The organism is Neisseria oralis (assembly GCF_045062685.1).
Taxonomy (GTDB): Bacteria; Pseudomonadota; Gammaproteobacteria; order Burkholderiales; family Neisseriaceae; genus Neisseria; species Neisseria oralis.
In genome coordinates this window covers 86046-104665 of record NZ_JBJGEB010000008.1, presented here as the reverse complement: position 1 = coordinate 104665, position 18620 = coordinate 86046, and the positions used below count along the sequence as shown (strand labels likewise).

The 18620-nt window shown below is 56.4% G+C and carries 15 protein-coding genes and 1 other RNA gene; 5 read left to right on the top strand and 11 right to left on the bottom strand.

What is annotated here, in order from left to right:
- Window positions 1–52: 52 nt before the first annotated feature.
- The 4 genes from ACI43T_RS08850 to minC are packed head-to-tail and all read right to left on the bottom strand — an operon-like array spanning window position 53 to window position 2796.
- The gene (locus ACI43T_RS08850) at window positions 53–973 is read right to left on the bottom strand and encodes a hydrogen peroxide-inducible genes activator (protein ID WP_009175067.1); all 921 of its coding nucleotides are present in this window, start codon (window positions 971–973) and stop codon (window positions 53–55) included.
- Between the two features lie 3 nt (window positions 974–976).
- Window positions 977–1243, bottom strand: a complete 267-nt coding sequence (gene minE, locus ACI43T_RS08845) for a cell division topological specificity factor MinE (RefSeq protein ID WP_009175066.1) — start codon at window positions 1241–1243, stop codon at window positions 977–979.
- Between the two features lie 3 nt (window positions 1244–1246).
- A complete protein-coding gene (minD, locus tag ACI43T_RS08840; RefSeq protein ID WP_009175065.1) occupies window positions 1247–2059 on the bottom strand; it encodes a septum site-determining protein MinD in 813 nt (270 codons plus the stop codon).
- 32 nt (window positions 2060–2091) lie between these two features.
- The gene (gene minC / locus ACI43T_RS08835; protein ID WP_377080402.1) at window positions 2092–2796 is read right to left on the bottom strand and encodes a septum site-determining protein MinC; all 705 of its coding nucleotides are present in this window, start codon (window positions 2794–2796) and stop codon (window positions 2092–2094) included.
- 278 nt (window positions 2797–3074) lie between these two features.
- On the opposite strand from minC, the gene rnpB reads away from it, so the two are divergent.
- Window positions 3075–3440: RNase P RNA component class A (gene rnpB, locus ACI43T_RS08830), an RNA gene on the top strand.
- Window positions 3441–3483: 43 nt separating this feature from the next.
- Here the strand turns inward: rnpB and ACI43T_RS08825 are convergent.
- The 5 genes from ACI43T_RS08825 to sstT form a co-directional block, all read right to left on the bottom strand.
- Window positions 3484–3696 carry a hypothetical protein gene (locus tag ACI43T_RS08825; RefSeq protein ID WP_377080404.1) on the bottom strand — a complete coding sequence of 71 codons (213 nt, stop codon included), beginning with the start codon at window positions 3694–3696 and terminating at the stop codon, window positions 3484–3486.
- Entirely contained in the window at window positions 3683–3937 is a 255-nt protein-coding gene (locus ACI43T_RS08820; protein ID WP_377080406.1) for an HNH endonuclease, read from the bottom strand. The genes ACI43T_RS08825 and ACI43T_RS08820 overlap by 14 nt, the downstream gene beginning before the upstream one ends.
- A 240-nt stretch (window positions 3938–4177) precedes the next feature.
- Complete coding sequence (locus ACI43T_RS08815; RefSeq protein ID WP_405386572.1) at window positions 4178–5965, bottom strand: aminopeptidase P family protein; 1788 nt, start codon at window positions 5963–5965, stop codon at window positions 4178–4180.
- A gap of 126 nt (window positions 5966–6091) precedes the next feature.
- Window positions 6092–7537 (bottom strand): oligopeptide:H+ symporter, encoded by a 1446-nt coding sequence (locus ACI43T_RS08810; protein ID WP_405386570.1) that lies wholly within the window; start codon window positions 7535–7537, stop codon window positions 6092–6094.
- Between the two features lie 185 nt (window positions 7538–7722).
- Window positions 7723–8940, bottom strand: a complete 1218-nt coding sequence (gene sstT / locus ACI43T_RS08805; RefSeq protein WP_009175060.1) for a serine/threonine transporter SstT — start codon at window positions 8938–8940, stop codon at window positions 7723–7725.
- Window positions 8941–9289: 349 nt separating this feature from the next.
- On the opposite strand from sstT, the gene ACI43T_RS08800 reads away from it, so the two are divergent.
- Together ACI43T_RS08800 and ACI43T_RS08795 are read left to right on the top strand one after the other, a co-directional pair.
- Complete coding sequence (locus ACI43T_RS08800) at window positions 9290–11128, top strand: autotransporter assembly complex protein TamA (RefSeq protein WP_039851154.1); 1839 nt, start codon at window positions 9290–9292, stop codon at window positions 11126–11128.
- An 86-nt stretch (window positions 11129–11214) separates the two neighbouring features.
- Complete coding sequence (locus ACI43T_RS08795) at window positions 11215–15417, top strand: translocation/assembly module TamB domain-containing protein (protein ID WP_405386587.1); 4203 nt, start codon at window positions 11215–11217, stop codon at window positions 15415–15417.
- An 87-nt stretch (window positions 15418–15504) separates the two neighbouring features.
- Here the strand turns inward: ACI43T_RS08795 and ACI43T_RS08790 are convergent, their stop codons facing one another.
- A complete protein-coding gene (locus tag ACI43T_RS08790; RefSeq protein ID WP_009175057.1) occupies window positions 15505–16401 on the bottom strand; it encodes a LysR family transcriptional regulator in 897 nt (298 codons plus the stop codon).
- Between the two features lie 346 nt (window positions 16402–16747).
- Here ACI43T_RS08790 and ACI43T_RS08785 point away from each other — a divergent pair, with 346 nt between their 5' ends.
- Window positions 16748–17149, top strand: coding sequence for a DoxX family protein (locus ACI43T_RS08785; protein WP_405386567.1), 402 nt, complete (start codon window positions 16748–16750; stop codon window positions 17147–17149).
- A gap of 96 nt (window positions 17150–17245) precedes the next feature.
- Complete coding sequence (locus ACI43T_RS08780) at window positions 17246–17851, top strand: nitroreductase family protein (protein ID WP_003755715.1); 606 nt, start codon at window positions 17246–17248, stop codon at window positions 17849–17851.
- A 74-nt stretch (window positions 17852–17925) separates the two neighbouring features.
- On the opposite strand, the gene ACI43T_RS08775 is transcribed toward ACI43T_RS08780, so the two are convergent.
- Window positions 17926–18387, bottom strand: coding sequence for a four-helix bundle copper-binding protein (locus ACI43T_RS08775; protein WP_405386565.1), 462 nt, complete (start codon window positions 18385–18387; stop codon window positions 17926–17928).
- Between the last annotated feature and the right edge of the window lie 233 nt (window positions 18388–18620).

Sequence of the window (18620 nt, the reverse complement as noted above, 5' to 3'; positions counted from 1 at the left end):
AATAAGAGGTTTTGCCCTTTATTTTTCAGACGGCCTGTTTTGTATGTAGAAATTACTCTTTTACAAAAGTAACACCGTTCAGATGAGAGTGTAATATTGCATTGCGCAAAGCAGTTAAGGCTTTAGGTCGTACGAAATTGCGGCGGTAAGCCAATACGACGCGGCGTTTGGGTGCGGTTGCTTCAAACGGGATAATGCTGAACAGCATGTGGTCGTTTTCGGTCAGTGCCGTAGCGGGCATGACGCTGATGGCAAGGCCGCTGGCAACCATATGGCGGATGGTGTTGATGGAACTGCCTTGCAAGGTATTGGTCAACCCTTGAATCCTCTGCTTGGCCGCTAGTTCCGAACAGCTTGCCAGCACTTGATCGCGCATACAATTACCTTCGGTTAACAGCAAGACCTTCTCTTCCGACAGTAGATGGGGAGTAATAGCATCTAATTCTTCAAACGGGTGTCCTTTAGGGACGATAACAAAGAAAGGCTCGTCATAAAGCGGTTCGGTAACGATGCCCGGTTCTTGGAACGGTTCGGCAACAACGATGGCATCCAAATCACCGCGTTTGAGGGTTTCGGTCAGAATGTGGGTATAGTTTTCCTCCAGCATCAATGGCATTTTAGGCGCGCTTTCGCGTAAAGCCATAATTAGCTTGGGCAGCAGGTACGGGGCAACGGTGAAAATCAGGCCGAGTTTGAATGCACCTTCAAGCTCGTTTTGCTCTTCATTGGCCAAATGCTTGATTAAGTCCGCTTCTTCCAACACACGGCGGGCTTGGGCGACGATGCGTTCGCCTGCTTCGGTGGTAATGATATCGTTGCTGCTGCGGTCAAACAGCGATACTGAAAGTTCTTCTTCCAGCTTCTTGATGGCGATGGAAAGGGTGGGCTGGCTGACGAAGCAGCGCCGCGCTGCGCGTCCGAAATGACGCTCTTGCGCGACGGCTACGATATAACGCAATTCGGTCAGCGTCATGGATTAAACCTTTTTTTGTTCGGGCAGGGTGATGTTCAGTTCGAGAACATCCATACCATCTTGTTTTTCTTGAGAGATACGGATGTCGTCAAGTGATACGTTGACGTATTTCGACAGGACTTCCAGCAACTCTTTGCGCAATGTCGGCAGGTAATCGGGCGTTGCACTTGTGCCTTGAGCGCGTTCTTGTGCGATGATGATTTGCAGGCGGTCGCGCGCAACGGTTGCGGTTTTGGTTTTTTTGCCGAACAGGATATCAATCAGAGACATGAATCAACCTCCGAACAGTCGTTTGAAGAAGCCTTTTTTCTCGGCTTCCAAGAAACGCATTTCCCGGTTTTCACCGAGCAGTCGGGCAATAACGTCTTTATAGGCTTCTGCCGCGGTAGCATCCTGCTGATGGATGACGGGTTCGCCGGCATTGGAAGCCTGCAATACGTTTTGTGATTCGGGAATCACGCCGATGAGCGGGATGCGCAAGATGTCGCAGATGTCCTGTACCGACAGCATTTCGTCTTTTGCAACGCGCTCGGGGGAGTAGCGGGTAATCAACAGGTGTTCTTTTACCGTGCCGCCTTGTTCCGCTTTGCGGGATTTGCTTTGCAGGATGCCCAGAATGCGGTCTGAGTCGCGCACGCTGGAAACTTCGGGGTTGGTCGTGATAATGGCCTCGTCGGCAAAGTAGAGTGCCATCAGTGCTCCTTGCTCGATACCGGCGGGGGAGTCGCAGATAACGTATTCGAAACCCATTTTTTCGGTCAGTTCGGTCATGATTTTTTCTACGCCGTCCCTGTTCAGGGCGTCTTTGTCACGGGTTTGCGACGCGGGCAGGATAAACAGGTTTTCGCAGTTTTTGTCTTTAATCAGCGCTTGGGTGAGTGTTGCTTCACCTTGAATGACGTTGATTAGGTCGTAAACCACGCGGCGTTCGCAGCCCATAATCAAATCCAAGTTACGCAGGCCGACGTCGAAGTCGATGACGGCGGTTTTGTGCCCGCGCAAGGCTAGGCCGGTTGCGATGCTGGCGCTGGTAGTGGTTTTACCTACGCCGCCTTTACCTGAGGTTACTACAATAATTTTTGCCACAATATTTCCTTTTCAGATACTAAAAATGGGTTTTACTCCGCGTCGATTGCGCTGATGACCAAACGGTCGTCCTGTAATGAAATCTGCACCGGTTTTTTATGCAGGTGGTCGGGCAAATCCTGCTCGAAGTTTCGATAGATACCTGCGACGGATACCAGTTCCGCCTGCATGGAATGGATGAAGATTCTGGCATTGCGGTTGCCGCCCGCACCCGCTAATGCGCGCCCGCGCATCGGTGCATAAACGTGGATGTTGCCGTCGGCAATAAGTTCTGCGCCTTGGCTGACGGCGCCGGTAACGATTAAGTCGGCGTTTTCGGCGTAAACCTGTTGTCCGGTACGGACCGGCGTGCTGACCAATACGGTCGGATTGCCGGCAGCCGGTGTTTGGACTGGGGCGGGGGTCGCTGCTTTGGGCTGGGGTTCGGCGGGGGCACTGTCGCCGAGCGTAAACACCAAATGGAGCTTGGCAGCATACGGCGCCCAAATTTCGCTGGTGTGGCGCAAGCCCAGAATCTGCATTCCGTAACGGGCGAATAATGAAACCACTGCACCGGTGTTCAAGGATTCGGGATGGTCGAAATCCTGCACATCCAATATGAAAGGTACGACATCCAGCTCTCGATATTGACCGGTACGCTGGCGTAAAAATTCTTCTAATTCGGTTAAATCTGCGGTGTGCAGTTGAACGGCCAGCACGTCAAGCCGGGCTGACTTTACATCAAAGGCGGGTTTCATAGTGAGTGAGTGTTATCATTAAAAAATTTAATGGTATAAGTTTACCGTGTAAATCTAAGCTATTCAATCCGTTTGGCCGTCTGAAATGAAAAAAATGTTCCTTTCCGTGAAAGCAGGCGGCGCGGCGGGCGCGTTTGCAGTGCTTTTGACACACTTTGCCGCGTTATGGTTATGACACTGCGGCAGGATGCAAGGCCGTCTGAAAAGGTTGGCAAACCGCATTTTGCAGCGGTTTCAGACGGCCTTGCCCCGCCTTGTGCTATAATCCGCCACGCATACAGGCCGGACAGGCAGTCGCCGCGTATCGTCGCAAGGCATACGGGGAGGAAAGTCCGGGCTCCGCAGGGCGGAATGCCGGCTAACGGCCGGGCGCGGCAACGCGACGGAAAGTGGAACAGAGAGCAGAACCGCCGATGGCTGTCTGAAAAGGCGGCACAGGTAAGGGTGAAAAGGTGCGGTAAGAGCGCACCGTGCACCTGGCAACAGGGCGCAGCAGGCCAAACCCCATTCGGAGCAAGACCAAACAGAACGCATTGACGCGGCCCGCCGAGCGTTCGGGTAGGTTGCTGGAGCGTATCAGCAATGATGCGCCTAGAGGAATGACTGTCCGACGACAGAACCCGGCTTATCGTCCGACCTGTATGCTCCTCAACGGGCATTATGATTTTCTTAAAATCTTTGCATTCCTTAGGTTTGGGGTCGGTCTTTTACGATTTCTTTGTAAATCATTCTCAATATTCCTGCAAAGGTTGCCTTGTTTAAATGAGATTCGCCGAAATGACGGGTGCAGCCTTCCATTTTTGAAGCAATCAAGGGTTCTAATTCTTCAATTTTTGATATGCCCAGCTTCATCATTTGCTCTGAAAAAGAAACGCCATAGATTTTCTTAATATTCTTCAAACCCCTGTATTATCCCAAAAGTGTTGTACAGAGAAGTTCGGTAGGCTTTGAGCCAATCCCACATAATCTCTGGGTCAGAAACGTTCGGATTTTCTAAATGACATTTTTTGCATAACAAAACCAAATTAGAAGGTTCGTCTGCTCCTCCGCGGAGATGGGGGATGATATGGCAGCGCTCCAGTTTGGTTTGATAACCGCATCGCCAGCACCTCTCATGGGCTTCTGAGGCATCAACACTCAAATCCCCTTCATAAACTCTTGAAAATCAATAACCAACGATTTCAGGAATGGTCGTTTTTATTGCTGTTCTTTTGGTCATTTTATTCTTTTTTATTTCACCATCTTTAGTAAGTAAGAAGCGTTAATTTGATGTTTTCCTTACTTAATCTTAATAGTGGTTTGATTTTTTTGAAACAGGCCGTCTGAAAACTTGGCAATGGTTTTTCAGACGGCCTTTGTTTTACATATCCCGTATCGAATCCTACACTGCTTCCGTCCGCAATATCAGCCAGTCGCGCGCTGCGCCGTCTACCAGCGGCAGCAGTTTTTCGCGCACGTCGGCGTGGTAGGCGTTGAGCCAGCGGACTTCTGCCTTGGTCAGCAGGCCGAAGTCTATCGGACGCGTGTCTATCGGGCAGAGGGTGAGGGTTTCGAAATGCAGGAATTTGCCGAATTCGGTTTCCTGCGGCGATGCCACGGGCAGGCTGGCGACGAGGTTTTCGATGCGGATGCCCCATTTGCCCGGGCGGTAGAGGCCGGGTTCGTTGGAGGTAATCATGCCTGCCTTCATTGTTTGGTTCGGATTGGCGGGTGTGAGGTAGGAAATAATCTGCGGGCCTTCGTGCACGTTCAGGAAGTAGCCTACGCCGTGCCCCGTGCCATGGCCGTAGTTGCATTGTTCCTGCCAAAGGGGTTTGCGGCAGATGGCGTCGAGCAGGGTGGAACCGATGTTTTCGGGGAACACGGTTTCGGCCAGCGCGATATGGGCTTTTAAGACCAGCGTGTAGTCGCGTTTTTGTTCGGGCGTGGTTTCGCCGACGGGGACGACGCGGGTGATGTCGGTGGTGCCGCCCAGATATTGCGCGCCCGAGTCAATCAGCAGCAGGCCGCTGCCGGTGATGTCGCTGAACGCTTCGGGCGTGGCGGCGTAGTGCGGCAGCGCGCCGTTGGCGTTGTAGCCGGCGATGGTGTTGAAACTGAGTGAAACGAAGTTTGGGCGCGCGCTGCGGTATTTGTGGAGCATGGTGTCGATGTTCAGCTCGTTCATGGCGGTGCCGTCGACCAGATTGCGCTCGAATTCGGCGAAGAAGCCGCACAGTGCCGCACCGTCCTGCCGCATGGCTTCGCGCACATGGTCTAAATCGGCGGCGGATTTGACGGATTTGAACAGGGTGGACGGGTTGATGTTTTCAATCAAACGGTTTTCAGACGGCATGAGTTGCAGTGTGCTGACGGCGGTTTTGTCGGGGTTGACGAGCAGGCCGTCTGAAATTCCGGCCAAGGCTTCGCGCACGGCGGCGTAGGGCGCGGTGGTGATGCCCGCTTCGGCCAGCAGCGCGCGCGATGCCGGATTCAGCTTGGTTTCATCGACAAACAATACGGCCGAATCGGTGCCGATGAGCAGATACGACAGGAATACGGGATTGTACGGTACGTCGCTGCCGCGCAGATTGGTCAGCCATGCGGTGTCGTCGAGTGAAGAAATCAGATGCCAGGCCGCGCCTTGTTCTTTCATGGCGGCGCGCACGCGGGCGAGTTTGGTGGCGGCGGTTTCGGAAACGAAGGCCGCGTCGTGCGGGAAAACGGCTTCCTGCGGCAGGGCGGGGCGGTCGGCCCAAACTGTGTCGGCGATGTCGCGCGATACGTCGAGGCAGATGTTTTTGGCGGCGAAGGCGGTTTCAAGCTGGCGTTTGGCGGTCAGCGACAGCATGTCGGCCGCCGCGCCCGCCGCCGCGCCGTTCGGCAGTTCGGCGGCCAGCCAGTCGGTGTAGGGCGCGACTTCGCCGACTTTCTGCAATTCTATGCCGCTGCCTTGGAGCTGGTGTGCGGCTTGTTCCCAATAGCGGCTGTCCGCCCACAGGCCGGCTTTGTCGGCGGTAACGACCAAGGTGCCGACCGAGCCGGTGAAGCCGGAAAAATACACCCGAGCCTGCCAGTGTTCGGGCAGGTATTCGGACAAATGCGGATCGGCGGACGGGATAATCCAGGCATCTAGGTTATGTTCGCGCATGGTTTGGCGCAGGGCAGAGAGTTTTTGTTCGGCATTCATGGGGTTTTCCTTCGGTTGGAAAGGCGGCCCGCGGTTTCAGACGGCCTTTCGGTTGTTTGTTATTTCGTTGGGCGACAGGAACGGAGGCCGTCTGAAAAGTTTATTTTCCAGACGGCCTGCCGGTCTTTAATCGGCCCCTTTGAGCATCCGGTTCAATACCGGTACCAGCAGCAGCAACACAGCGCCGCCCGCCACGCCGATGCCGCACAGCAGCCAGAAAAAGCTCAGCGGGGCATCGGCGCGGTAATATGTTTTAAACAGCACGCCGCCGAGCGTAAAGCCCAGCGAAAAGCCGAGGAAGTTGAGCGCGACCATCTGCGTTTTGAACGTCGGCGGCGCGATTTTGGTCGAGAAGGACAGTGCAATCGGCGAGAGCATCAGTTCGCCGACGGTAACGGACAGCAACACCAGTGCGAATACGATAATCGGCATCGGCGTGCCCGATGAAACAAACGGCACGAAGCCGAGGTAGGACAGTCCGACCACCAGCATCGCCAGTGCGAACTTCAACGGCGTTTTCGGCTGCCGTTTGCCCATTTTCGTCCAGATGGCCGCCATCAGGCCGGAAAACAGCACGACCCACATACTCTGCATCGAGTCTTTCCACGATACGGGAATGGTGAAGCCGCCTATGGTGCGGTCGACCGTTTCGTCGAAATACACGGTTGCCACGGTATAGACTTGGAACCATACCGACCAAAACAGACACACGGTCAGAAACAAAGGGATATAGGCGGTGATATGGCGTTTGTTGTCCGCGTCGACCTGCGGGTTGGTCAGCAGGCGGATGAAGTAAACGACGACTGCCGCGATGACCGTGCCGAGCAGCGCCATGGAGAAATTGTCCAAAGTCAGCCAGCCGGCCGCAATCACGCCGCCCAAAGCCGCGGTAATCAGCAGTCCTGCCGCCGCCGCGGTTTTACCTTGGCCTTGCGGCAGCGGATTGGGTACGGACGGATGCGGCAGGTTTTTGCGGCCGCGCGAATAACGCCACAGGCCGAACGCCATGCCGACCGCCGCCGCGCCGAAGCCGTAGTGGAAACCCAGATTGGTTTGCAGCAGGCCGGTCAGGAGCGGGCCGAGAAAGCCGCCGATATTGATGGAGATATAGAAAATCGAAAAACCGGCATCGCGCAGCGGCCGCATGTCGTCGCTTTCGTAAAGTGCGCCGACCATCGAGCTGGCGGAGGATTTCACGCCGCCGCTGCCCAGCGCAATCAGCACCAGCCCCAGCAGCAGGCCGTACAATCCGGGCACGATCGCCAGTGCGATATGGCCGAGCATCACCACGACGCCGGAAATGAACAGGGTCTTTTCCGCGCCCCATACGCGGTCGGCAAACCATGCGCCGAGGATGGTGGATAGGTAGACGCTGCCGCCGTATGCGCCGACGATGCCGCCCGCGAGCGACTTGTCTATGCCCAAACCGCCTTTGTCGGCGGCGTAATACAGGTAAATCAGCAAGATGCCCTGCATACCGTAGAACGAAAAACGTTCCCAAAGCTCGATATGGAACAGGGTGGAGAGTTGGAAAGGATGGCCGAAGAAAGTTTTGTCGGAAGTACCGGACATGATGTCTCCTTTTGCAGAGTAAAGTCCGGAGCGGCCTGATTGCCGCAGGCAGACGCAGCGGACAAGAATTTTTTTGTTATGGGGCGGTTTTAACCGAATCGACGGGGTTTGTCAAACAAGGTAAAGGGAAGAGGCCGTCTGAAAACGGTTTTTCAGACGGCCTCGGTATGTTTCCGAATGCAGGGTCAGCGTTCGCGTCCCAAATCGGCGGCGGCGGTAAACAGCACGTCGGTGGACGAATTTAACGCAGTTTCCGCAGAATCCTGAATCACGCCGATGATGAAGCCGACAGCGACTACCTGCATGGCGACGTCGTTGGAAATCCCGAACAGGCTGCATGCCAGCGGCACCAGCAGCAGCGAACCGCCCGCCACGCCCGACGCGCCGCAGGCGCTGACCGTGGCGACCAGGCTGAGCAGCAGGGCGGTGAAGAAATCGACCTGGATATGCTGGGTGTGCGCCGCAGCCATCGCCAGCACGGTGATGGTAATCGCCGCCCCCGCCATATTAATGGTCGCCCCCAGCGGAATGGCGATGGAATAGGTGTCCTCATGCAGGCCGAGTTTTTTCGCCAGCGCCATGTTTACTGGAATATTGGCCGCCGACGAACGGGTGAAGAAGGCGTACACGCCGCTTTCGCGCAGGCAGGTAAACACCAGCGGATAAGGGTTGCGGCGGATTTTCCACCAGACAATCAGCGGATTGACCACCAGCGCGATGAAAATCATGCTGCCCAGCAGCACCGCCAGCAGGTGCATGTAACCTTTCAGCGCGCCGAACCCCGTTTCGGCGATGGTGGACGACACCAGTCCGAAAATACCCAGCGGCGCGAAACGGATAACCCATTTGACCACGGTGGACACGGTTTCCGCCGTATCGGCGACCACTTGGCGCGTGGTGTCGGAACCGTGATTGCGCACGGCGAAACCCAAAATCAAGGCCCAAGCTAAAATGCCGATGTAGTTGGCGTCGGCCAGCGCGCTGATCGGGTTGGACACCAGGTTCATCAGCAAAGTCTTCAGCACTTCGATAATGCCGCCCGGCGGCGTGGCCGACATATCGCCCGCTTTAGAAAAAATCAGCATGGTCGGAAAAGCAAAGCTGGCAATCACTGCGACCAAGGCCGCCGAAAACGTACCGATGAGGTACAGAACGATAATCGGTTTGATGTAGGCCTCGTTGCCTTTCTGGTGCTGCGCGATGGCGGCCAGCACCAGTGCGAACACCAAAATCGGCGCGACGGCTTTCAGCGCCCCGACGAACAGGCTGCCGAGCAGTCCGGCCGCGATGCCCGCCTGCGGCGCGAGTACCGCCAGCGCGATACCCAGAGTCAGGCCGATGACGATTTGCTGCACGAGGCTGATGCGGTTGACGGCACGAATAAGCAGGTTGCTGCTTGCCATAGTCAGTCCTTTTCATATATTAAAAATAACTTACATTCTAAAATAAAATCCCGCAGCGGTGGAAAAATCCGCTTAAAACAGCACGAACGTTCAGGAAATGACTTGATTTAAGCATAAAATACCGAAGCCGCAGAAACGGGCGGCATTATAAACAGGTCTGCAACCGCCGGAAACATCCCCTCCGGATATGCCGCGCGGGAAAGTGATAGAACATGCCGTATGCGGGACGGATTTTTACCGGTTTTCAGACGGCCTGCCAGCGTTAAAAGCCGCAAACATCTTCATAAAGATACTGAAAATAATGTTAGAATCTCCCTCTTGATTGTGTGTGAAATTCGTTGCCGAACCTATGGAAAAACTGCTCCCGCCGATTCTGACGACCACGCTCGCCTTGGCCTGCGCGCAGGCTTGGGCGGCGGATGACTTCGACCCGAATACGGCGGAGTACCGCCGTATTCCGCAGAAGCAGACGCAGGGTCAGGAGCAGGAAAAGCAGGTCAAGCTCAAACCCAAGTTCCCCGTCAGGGTCGAAACCGACCATTCTGAAATCAAGAAAATGATTGAAGAATACCTGCCGCTGATTACCCAGCAACAGGAAGAAGAGCTGGATAGCGAGCAAGTAGGCTTTCTGGCGGAAGAAGCCCCCGACAACGTCAAAACCATGCTGCGCACCAAAGGCTATTTCAACAGCAAAGTCAGCATCCGCGCCGAAAAAGGCGGTTATGTGGTCAGCGTTACTCCGGGGCCGCGCACCAAAGTCGACAATGTCAGCGTGGCGATTCTCGGCGACATCCTGTCCGACGAAAATCTGGCCGACTACTATAAACACGCTATGGAAAACTGGGGCCAGCCGGTGGGCGGCTATTTCGACAATGCCGAATGGAGCAACAGCAAAACCTCCGTCCTCTCCGCCGTAACCCGCAAGAAATACCCGCTGGCCAAAATCAGCACGTCGCAGGCCACCGTCAATCCTGACAAACATACCGCCGACTTGAACGTCATCGTTGAAAGCAAACAGCCGGTTTATTTCGGCGATTTCGAAATCAGCGGCACCAAACGCTACCCCGTCAGCGTCGTGCAGGGCTTGGCGCGGTTCAGGCCCGGGTCGCCCTACGATTTGGATTTGCTGCTCGACTTCCAGCAGGCTCTGGAGCAGAACGGCCACTATTCCGGCGCCTCGGTGCAGGCCGATTTCAACAATATGAAAGACGACCGCGTGCCGGTTAAAGTCAACGTCAGCGAAACCAAACTGCACAAACTCGAAACCGGCGTCCGCTATGATTCGGAATACGGTCTGGGCGGCAAAATCGGCTACGACTATTACAACCTTTTCAACCGCGGCTACATCGGTTCGGTGGTGTGGGACATGGACAAATACGAAACCACCCTTGCCGCCGGTATCAGCCAGCCGCGCAACAGCGACGGCAAATACTGGACGACCAACACGTCCTACAACCGCTCTACCACCCAAAACCTTGAAAAACGCGCCCTGACCACCGGCATCTGGCGCGTGCGCGACCGCAACGGCATCGAATCGCGCCTCGGCCTGGAATTTATCACCGAAGACCGCAAAGTTCCCGATACCAACTATGATTTGGGCCGCAGCCACGCGACCATGCTGACCGCTTCATGGAAGCGGCAAAACATCGAAACCGAGCTGCGCCCCGAAAACGGCTATTATCTCGACGGCAAAATCGGCGCGACGCTGGGCAGCCTGTTTTCGTCCACCGCGATGGCGCGCGCCGCCGCCAAGGCGGGTTATTTCTTCACGCCCGAAAACAAAAAAATCGGCACGTTCATCGTCCGCGGCCAGGCCGGTTACGTTTATGCCAAAGAAGGCAAGGAAGTGCCTTCCTCCCTCGAATTCCGTACCGGCGGCGCATCGTCGGTGCGTGGTTACGAATTGGACAGCATCGGCAAGGCGGGGCCGAACGGTTCGGTACTGCCCGAACGCGCCCTGCTGGTGGGCAGTCTGGAATACCAGTTCCCGCTGACCAAAAGCCTTTCCGGTGCGGTGTTCCACGACATGGGCGATGCCGCCGTCAACTTCAAGAAAATGACCATGAAACACGGTACGGGCTTGGGGGTGCGCTGGTTCAGCCCCGTCGCCCCGTTCGCCTTCGACATCGCCTACGGCCATCAAGACAAGAAAATCCGCTGGCACATCAGCCTGGGTACGCGCTTCTGATGTTCAGACGGCCTGTGCGCACGGTGCGGCAGGCCGTCTGAACAGGCCGCCGTCCGATGCCGGCAACACTCTATTCCGACAACGACATGACGCAAGAACAAGAAAACCTCCAATCCGCCGAAACGCAGAAGCCGTCTGAAAATGACAGGCCGTCTGAAAACGAAAAACGCAGCGATGCCGCGCCGCCGAAACGCAGGAAGAACCGGCTGCGCGGTTTGCTGCTGGCGTTTTCGGGCGTCGCGCTGGCGTCGGCCGGCTTCGTCGGCTGGCTGGCGGGGACGGAGTCGGGGCTGCGTTTCGGTTTGTACAAAATCCCGTCGTGGTTCGGCGTGAAAATCACGTCCGAATCGCTGCACGGCACGCTGTGGCGCGGGTTTCACGGTGAAAACTGGCTGATTGAGACCGACGGTGCGGATGTCGCCCTGAGCCGCTTCCGTTTCGGCTGGCGGCCGCGCGAACTTTCCGATTTGCGCCTGCACGTTACCGAATTGTCGGCGGGCGACATCCGGATTGCGACCAAACCGACGCCGCCGAAGGAGAAAAAACCGTCGCAGGGGCTGCCCGAAAGCATAGACCTGCCGGTATGGATAACGCTCGACCGGCTGGAAACCGGCAAAATCAGCGTCGGCAAAAATTTTAAAAAACAGACGGTATATCTCAACCGTGTCCGGGCGGCCTACCGCTATGATCAGAAACAGCACCGTCTGGACATCGAACGCCTCGAATCGCCGTGGAGCAACTCCGCCGGCGCGGTCGAAATCGGCCTGAAGCCGCCGTTTGCACTCAACAGCGCGATTTACACCAAAGGCGAATTGGACGGCGAAACCATCCACGGCACCACGCGGCTCACAGGCAGCCTGCGCGATATGCAGTCCGAACTGCTGCTCGACGGCGACGCCGTGCACCTCAAAGCCCGAAGCCTGCTGCACCCGTTTGCCGGCAAGCTGAACGAAATCATCAAAGAAGTCCAGATTAAGGGCTTCAACATCAATCCGCACTCCTTCCTCGACAGCCTGCCCAAGGCGGAATTAGACTTCGACGCCATCGTCGTGCCTTCGTTTTCAGACGGCATCGCATTGGACGGCGCTATCGACTTGTCCAACGAAGCCGCCGGATACGCCGATGAAAACAGCATTCCCGTGCGCTCGATACTGGGCGACTTCACCATCGACGGCAACGGCCTGATCCGCGTGAAAGACACCGCCGTCGAGTTGTTGCAGCAGGGTACCGTTACCGTCAACGGCAGCGTCGATACCGCCGCCGACAAATTGGATTTGGCGCTGGCGGTGAAAAACCTCGGCGCCGACGATGCGGTCAGACAACAGATTGCAGGCCGCCTGAACGGCAGCATTAACGTCAAAGGCGAAACAGGTTCGCCCGAAATCGGCTGGAAGCTCGACAGCGGTTACGCCGAAACCGACGGCCTGCTCACCATCCGCAGCGACCGCAGGCTCGGCCAGAAAACGCTGACGCTGGACAAACTGCGCATCCGGCCCGACAACGGCGGCGAACTAGCCGCAACCGGTTCGCTGGAGCTGTTCCGCCACCGCCGCCTCAAGCTCGACGTGTCCAGCAAGGCGTTCAACCCCGCCCGTATCGACCGGCAGCTCCCCGAAGGCAACGTCAACGGCACGATAGCCGTCAGCGGCGAGTTGGCCGACCAAAAATTCGGCGGCAAAATGAAATTCGCACCGAGCACCCTCAGCGGCGTGGCCCTGAGCGGCAGCGCCGACATCCAATATGAAAGCAACTACCTCAGCCGCGCGCTGACCGACATCCGCCTCGGCAGCAACACCATCAAGACCAGCGGCAGCTTCGGCAGAAAGGGCCGCCGCCTGAACCTCGACATCAGCGCGCCCGACCTGTCGCGCTTCGGTTTCGGACTGGGCGGCGCGGTAACGGCCAAGGGTTATGTGTCGGGCGACCTTTCAGACGGCCTCAAAACGTTGGAAGCCGATTTGGACGGCCGCGCGCGCGCGTTCCGCATGGCCAATTTGGTGCAGATAAACACCCTCGATTTCAAACTCAAAGGTTCGCCGGACATCAACCGCCCGCTCAACGCCGAACTCAAGGGCGAACGCATCGTGCTGGCGGGCAAATCGCCGACCACGGTGGACGCGGTCAACCTGTTCGTCAGCGGTACCGGCGCGAACCACCGTATCCGCGGCGGAAGCAGTATGGCGCTGGACGACAAACGCTACAAACTGGAAATCGATGCGGCGGGCGGGCTGAACAAAGACAAAACCCGTTGGAAGGGCATCATCGACGCGCTCGACATCAGCGGCGCGTTCAACCTCAAACTGCAAAACCGCATGAATCTGGAGGCGGGCGCAGACCACGTTTCCATGAGCGCGGCGCGCTGGTCGGCGATGGGCGGCAGCCTCAACCTGCAAAATTTCGTGTGGGACAAGAAAACCGGCATCACCACCAAAGGCAACGCACAAAACCTGCACATGGCCGAACTGCACAATTTCTACACTCCGCCGGTCGAACATAATCTGGTACTGGGCGGCGACTGGGATATGTCGTACAGCCAGAACGCGCGCGGCTACCTCAACATCGTCCGCCAGAGCGGCGACATCATCCTGCCCGACAACAAACAGCCGCTCGGCCTGAGCGCGCTGGCGCTGCGCACCCGTTTCCAGAACGGCCGCATCGACGCCGCGCTCGAAGGCGGCACCCGCTTCGGCAAAGTGGACGCCACCGTCGGCATCAGCCAGCAGTTCGGCAACAACATCGCCAACGCGCCCGTCAGCGGTAAAGTAAACGTCAGCATCGCCCGCCTCGAAAGCCTGCGCGTATTGCTGCCGAGCACCGCCCAATCCCTGAGCGGCAGCTTCAACGCCTCCGCCGTCATCGGCGGGCGGGCCGGTTCGCCCACCGTCAACGGCACCCTGAACGGCGCAACCAACTACGGCCGCCTCGACGGCAACGTTACCGTCGGCCAAGGCAGCGATTTCATGAATGCGCCGCTGGGCGGGCGGATAAACATCACCGTGCCCGAACTGGAAGCCATACGCAACTTCCTGCCCGTCGGCCAAACCGTCAAAGGCCGTCTGAATGCCGCCGTTACGCTGGCCGGACGCGTCAACGAGCCGCAACTCAACGGCACGCTCAACGGCGAGAACCTCTACTACCGCAACCAGGCTCAGGGCCTGATACTCGACAACGGCATCCTGCGTTCGCGCCTGCAAGGCCAGAAATGGATTATCGACAGCCTGAAATTCCACCGCGGCGGCACGGTCGAACTCAAAGGCGAAGCCGCGCTGGATAAAAGCAATCCTGATGTCAACGTCGACATCGTGTTCGACAAATACCGCACCCTGTCGCGCCCCAACCGCCGGTTGGTGTTGAGCGGCCAGACCAAAGTGCTGTACCACCCCGAAAAAGGCCTGGTGCTCACCGGTTCGCTCAAAGCCGATTCCGGCATGTTCGGCCTGCAAAAATCCTCCATGCCGACGCTGGACGACGACGTAACCGTTGTCGGAGAAGAGCAGAAAGTTCAGACGGCCTCCACGCCGATTTTCATGGATTTGGATTTGGATTTGAACGACAACGTCCGCTTTTCCGGCGAAGGGCTCAACGTTATGCTGGGCGGCACGCTCAAATTGCAGGCGCGTCCCGGCGAAACGATACAGGGCGTCGGCGCGGTCAAAGTCGTCAAAGGCCGCTATAAAGCCTACGGGCAGGATTTGGACATCACCAAAGGCGTGATTTCCTTCGTCGGCCCGCTGACCGACCCCAACCTCAACATCCGTGCCGAACGCCGCCTCTCGCCGGTGGGTGCGGGAGTGGAAGTGCTCGGCAGCCTCAACAATCCGCGCGTAACGCTGGTTGCCGACGAAGTCATGAGCGAAAAAGACAAACTCTCATGGCTCATCCTCAACCGTGCCAGCAGCGGCAACGACAGCGACAACGCCGCACTCTCCGCCGCCGCCGGCGCGCTGCTGGCCGGACAAATCAACGACCGCATCGGCCTGGTGGACGATTTCGGCTTCACCAGCAAACGCAGCCGCAACGCCCAGACGGGCGAACTCAACCCCGCCGAGCAGGTGCTGACCGTCGGCAAGCAGTTGACCAGCGAACTTTACCTCGGCTACGAATACGGCATGAACAGCGCCGCACAGTCGGCCAAACTGGTATACCAGCTCACCCGCGCGATTCAGGCCATCGTCAGAGTCGGCAACGAATCGTCCGGCGGCGAGTTGAAATACACCATCCGCTTCGACCATTGGCGCAAACAGAAAGAGCCGCAGGAAACGGTGGAAAGCAAAGGTAAGGTGCAGTAGCCGGTCTTTTGGAGATAGAGATGAGGCCGTCTGAAAAGCAATTTTCAGACGGCCTCTCTTTGTTTGCCCATCTTCGCCGATGTTGCGTCAATCCTGCTCCGCCGAAATCTTCTCGTTCAGAAAATCAATAAAACTGCGCACCTTCGCGCTTAAGAATGCCCTGTCCACATAAACTGCGTTCAGTTGGACGGTCAGCACCCGATAGTCCGGCAGCAGGCGTGCCAGCCTGCCTTCCGCCAAATCCTGTCTGACCGACCACAGCGGCTGATAGGCGATGCCCGCGCCCGTCCTGATTAATTCGCGTATCATCAGCGTGTTGTCGCATTGGATGACCGGATTGAGCGTCAGAATGCTTTTTTCGCCCGTTTCCCGATGCGTGATTTCCATATTGCGCTGGTCGGTGTAGGACGGCAGGATGGCAGGATGGTGCATGGCTTCTTCGGGCGTTTGCGGGGTGCCGTGTTTCGCCAGATAGTCGGGCGAGGCAAGCAGGACGAATTGGATTTTCGCCAGCGGCTTGATGATAAGCGATGGCGACAGGGTTTTCGCCACGCGCAAGGCGAGGTCGAAGCCTTCTGCGATTAAATCGACGTGGCGGTTGTCGAGTACCAAATCGAGCGTCACTTCGGGATAGCGTTCGCGGTATTCCACCAGCCAGTTGCTGATTAAATTGCCCGCGAACCAAAGCGGCATGGTCACGCGCAACATGCCCTGCGGCGTGTCCGCCCCGCCTGCCGCCTTTTGCGCGGCAGTGTCGAGCGTATCGAGCGCGTAGCTGCATTGGCGGTAGTATTCTTCGCCCGCTTCGGTCAGGTGGAGGTTGCGGCTGTTGCGGTGCAGCAGTTTGGCTTTAATCGAATTTTCCAGATGGCTGACGTGTTTGCTCGCCATCGCGGTGGAAATATCAAGCTGCTCGGCGGCGCGGGTGAAGCTGCCGCTTTGGACAACTTGGCGGAAAACTTTGAGGCTGAACAGGGTATCCATGTTTTCTTTTGGGGAAACGTTGCGTCAATGAAAGGAGTATATATCTACTGCCAGTAATTATCTATACTGCGCAGATAAGATTAATTTTCATTAAGCCTTTTGAGATTGCAGGAAACAAATCTGACGGTTTGGACCCTCTCCCAGGCTTTCTCCCACTTGGGAGGGGGAGTCGGATTTGCTTTTTTAAGTGAGTTTGAATAGGAAATGCTCATATCGTTATTCCCGACCCCGTACAAGTGAAGCGGGAATAACGATGGTTGGAATATCTTATTTGAATTTACTGTGGCCTGCCGTACAAGGCATTTCGTAATCGGTTTGTTTCAAATTTAAACATCAGGAGTAATTTATGTCTGCAACCTGCACCCGTATCCAACCTATTTTATTGTCCGTATTGCGTATCGTAACCGCCTACCTCTTCCTCTTACACGGTACGGCAAAATTCTTCGGCTTCCCGACCGCCATGGGCAGCGGCTCGCCCGAAGGCTTGATGCTGGTGGCAGGCATTTTGGAAATCGTCGGCGGCATCCTGTTGATTCTCGGACTGTTCACCCGTCCCGCCGCTTTCGTCCTGTCCGGTCAGATGGCGGCTGCCTACTTTATGGCACACGCTGCCAAAGGTTCGGCGCTGTTCCCGCTTGCCAACGGCGGCGAATCGGCAGTATTGTTCTGCTTCGTGTTCCTCTATCTCGCCGCAGCAGGCGGCGGTTCATTGGCATTGGACAACCTGTTCGGCAAAAACAAATCCTGATGCGCCCAAAGGCCGTCTGAAAACAAGCAAAGCGGGTTTTGCGAATCCATTGCCAAACCCGCCAACCGATTAAACTTAAATCAAAGGAAAAACAAAATGACTTATCAAACCTTGCAACAAGCGGCCGAAACCCGCCGTTCCATTTACGCACTGAATAAAAATCTGCCTGTCAGCAACGAAGAAATCAGCGAAATCGTCAAACACGCCGTTTTGCACACGCCTTCTTCCTTCAACTCGCAATCCACCCGCGTCGTCGTCCTCTTCGGCGAAGAACACGGCAAAGTGTGGCAATTCGTTGAAGACGCATTGCGCGCCATCGTGCCTGCCGAACAATTCGAGCCGACTGCGCAAAAATTAAACTTGTTCAAAGCAGGCGCGGCGACCATTTTGTTCTTCGAAGACCAAAACGTCGTCAAAGGCCTGCAAGAGCAGTTCCCTTCTTATGCCGCCAACTTCCCCGTCTGGGCGGACCATGCGAACGCGATGACGCAATACGCCGTCTGGACGACGCTTGCCGCCGCCGGCGTGGGCGCGAACCTGCAACACTACAACCCGCTGCCCGACGCCGCCATCGCCAAAGAATGGAACCTGCCCGAAAGCTGGCTTTTGCGCGCGCAAATGGTTATCGGCGGCATCGAAGCGCCTGCCGGTGAAAAAACCTTCGAACCGGTGGAAAACCGTTTGAAAGTGTTCGGCGCGTGATGCGTGTTGGCAAGTAAAACTGAAAGGCCGTCTGAAACAAGTTTTCAGACGGCCTTTCAGTTTTATTTTAAAGGTCAGGCGGCGATTTTTTCGCACTCTTTAATACAGGCCAGGCAGGATTTGTAGCAGGCTTTGCATTCGGCGTGGTGTCCGGCGTGTACTTTGCAGGCGGCAGAGCATTGTTTGCATGCTTCAAGGCAGACTTTTGCCAATGCGGGAACCAGGCGGGAGTTTTGCGCCGCAAGGTTTTGCAGCGAACCGCACAAGGCCAGCATCTGATTGACCGCGACCGAGCAGTCTTTCATAGACGTATCGCCGTTGCTCAACAAAGCAATGCAGTGCGCCAGGCAGATTTGGCCTGTTTCGACACAGTCTGCCGCAGCCTTGCGTGCCGCTTCGTAGGCTTTGGGTGCGGCGGTAGTAGCAGTATGGACATGGTTGCCGGTGTGGCTGTGATGGTCGTGGGCGCGCGCGAAAGAGGCAGCGGCGGCAAGGGAAACAGCGGCAGTGCCGCCGAGAAATTGACGTCGGTTCATACTTAAATTTTCCTTATTTGGGCCTGTCGGCAATCATTAATCATAATCGGGCAAACCGTTTGCCCTGAGGCGGATTGACAATTTGAAAACGGCAGCCTGCATTTCGATAGATAAAACGGCAACCTTCACGCGTTGGAAACGCAAGAAAATCTTGCTGTGTTTCCACCTTGAAGCTGCCGTTTTCCGCATCAAAATCCGCTGGTTTTTTGTTGTCTGCAAACCTTGGCGAAAAT

Coding starts and splice junctions, on each gene's coding strand:
- minC (WP_377080402.1), bottom strand. CDS start 2,796: ATGAAACCCGCCTTTGATGTAAAGTCAGCCCGGCTTGACGTGCTGGCC.
- ACI43T_RS08790 (WP_009175057.1), bottom strand. CDS start 16,401: ATGGATACCCTGTTCAGCCTCAAAGTTTTCCGCCAAGTTGTCCAAAGC.
- minE (WP_009175066.1), bottom strand. CDS start 1,243: ATGTCTCTGATTGATATCCTGTTCGGCAAAAAAACCAAAACCGCAACC.
- ACI43T_RS08815 (WP_405386572.1), bottom strand. CDS start 5,965: ATGAATGCCGAACAAAAACTCTCTGCCCTGCGCCAAACCATGCGCGAA.
- ACI43T_RS08785 (WP_405386567.1), top strand. CDS start 16,748: ATGTCTGCAACCTGCACCCGTATCCAACCTATTTTATTGTCCGTATTG.
- sstT (WP_009175060.1), bottom strand. CDS start 8,940: ATGGCAAGCAGCAACCTGCTTATTCGTGCCGTCAACCGCATCAGCCTC.
- ACI43T_RS08795 (WP_405386587.1), top strand. CDS start 11,215: ATGACGCAAGAACAAGAAAACCTCCAATCCGCCGAAACGCAGAAGCCG.
- ACI43T_RS08810 (WP_405386570.1), bottom strand. CDS start 7,537: ATGTCCGGTACTTCCGACAAAACTTTCTTCGGCCATCCTTTCCAACTC.
- ACI43T_RS08780 (WP_003755715.1), top strand. CDS start 17,246: ATGACTTATCAAACCTTGCAACAAGCGGCCGAAACCCGCCGTTCCATT.
- ACI43T_RS08800 (WP_039851154.1), top strand. CDS start 9,290: ATGGAAAAACTGCTCCCGCCGATTCTGACGACCACGCTCGCCTTGGCC.
- ACI43T_RS08850 (WP_009175067.1), bottom strand. CDS start 973: ATGACGCTGACCGAATTGCGTTATATCGTAGCCGTCGCGCAAGAGCGT.
- ACI43T_RS08775 (WP_405386565.1), bottom strand. CDS start 18,387: ATGAACCGACGTCAATTTCTCGGCGGCACTGCCGCTGTTTCCCTTGCC.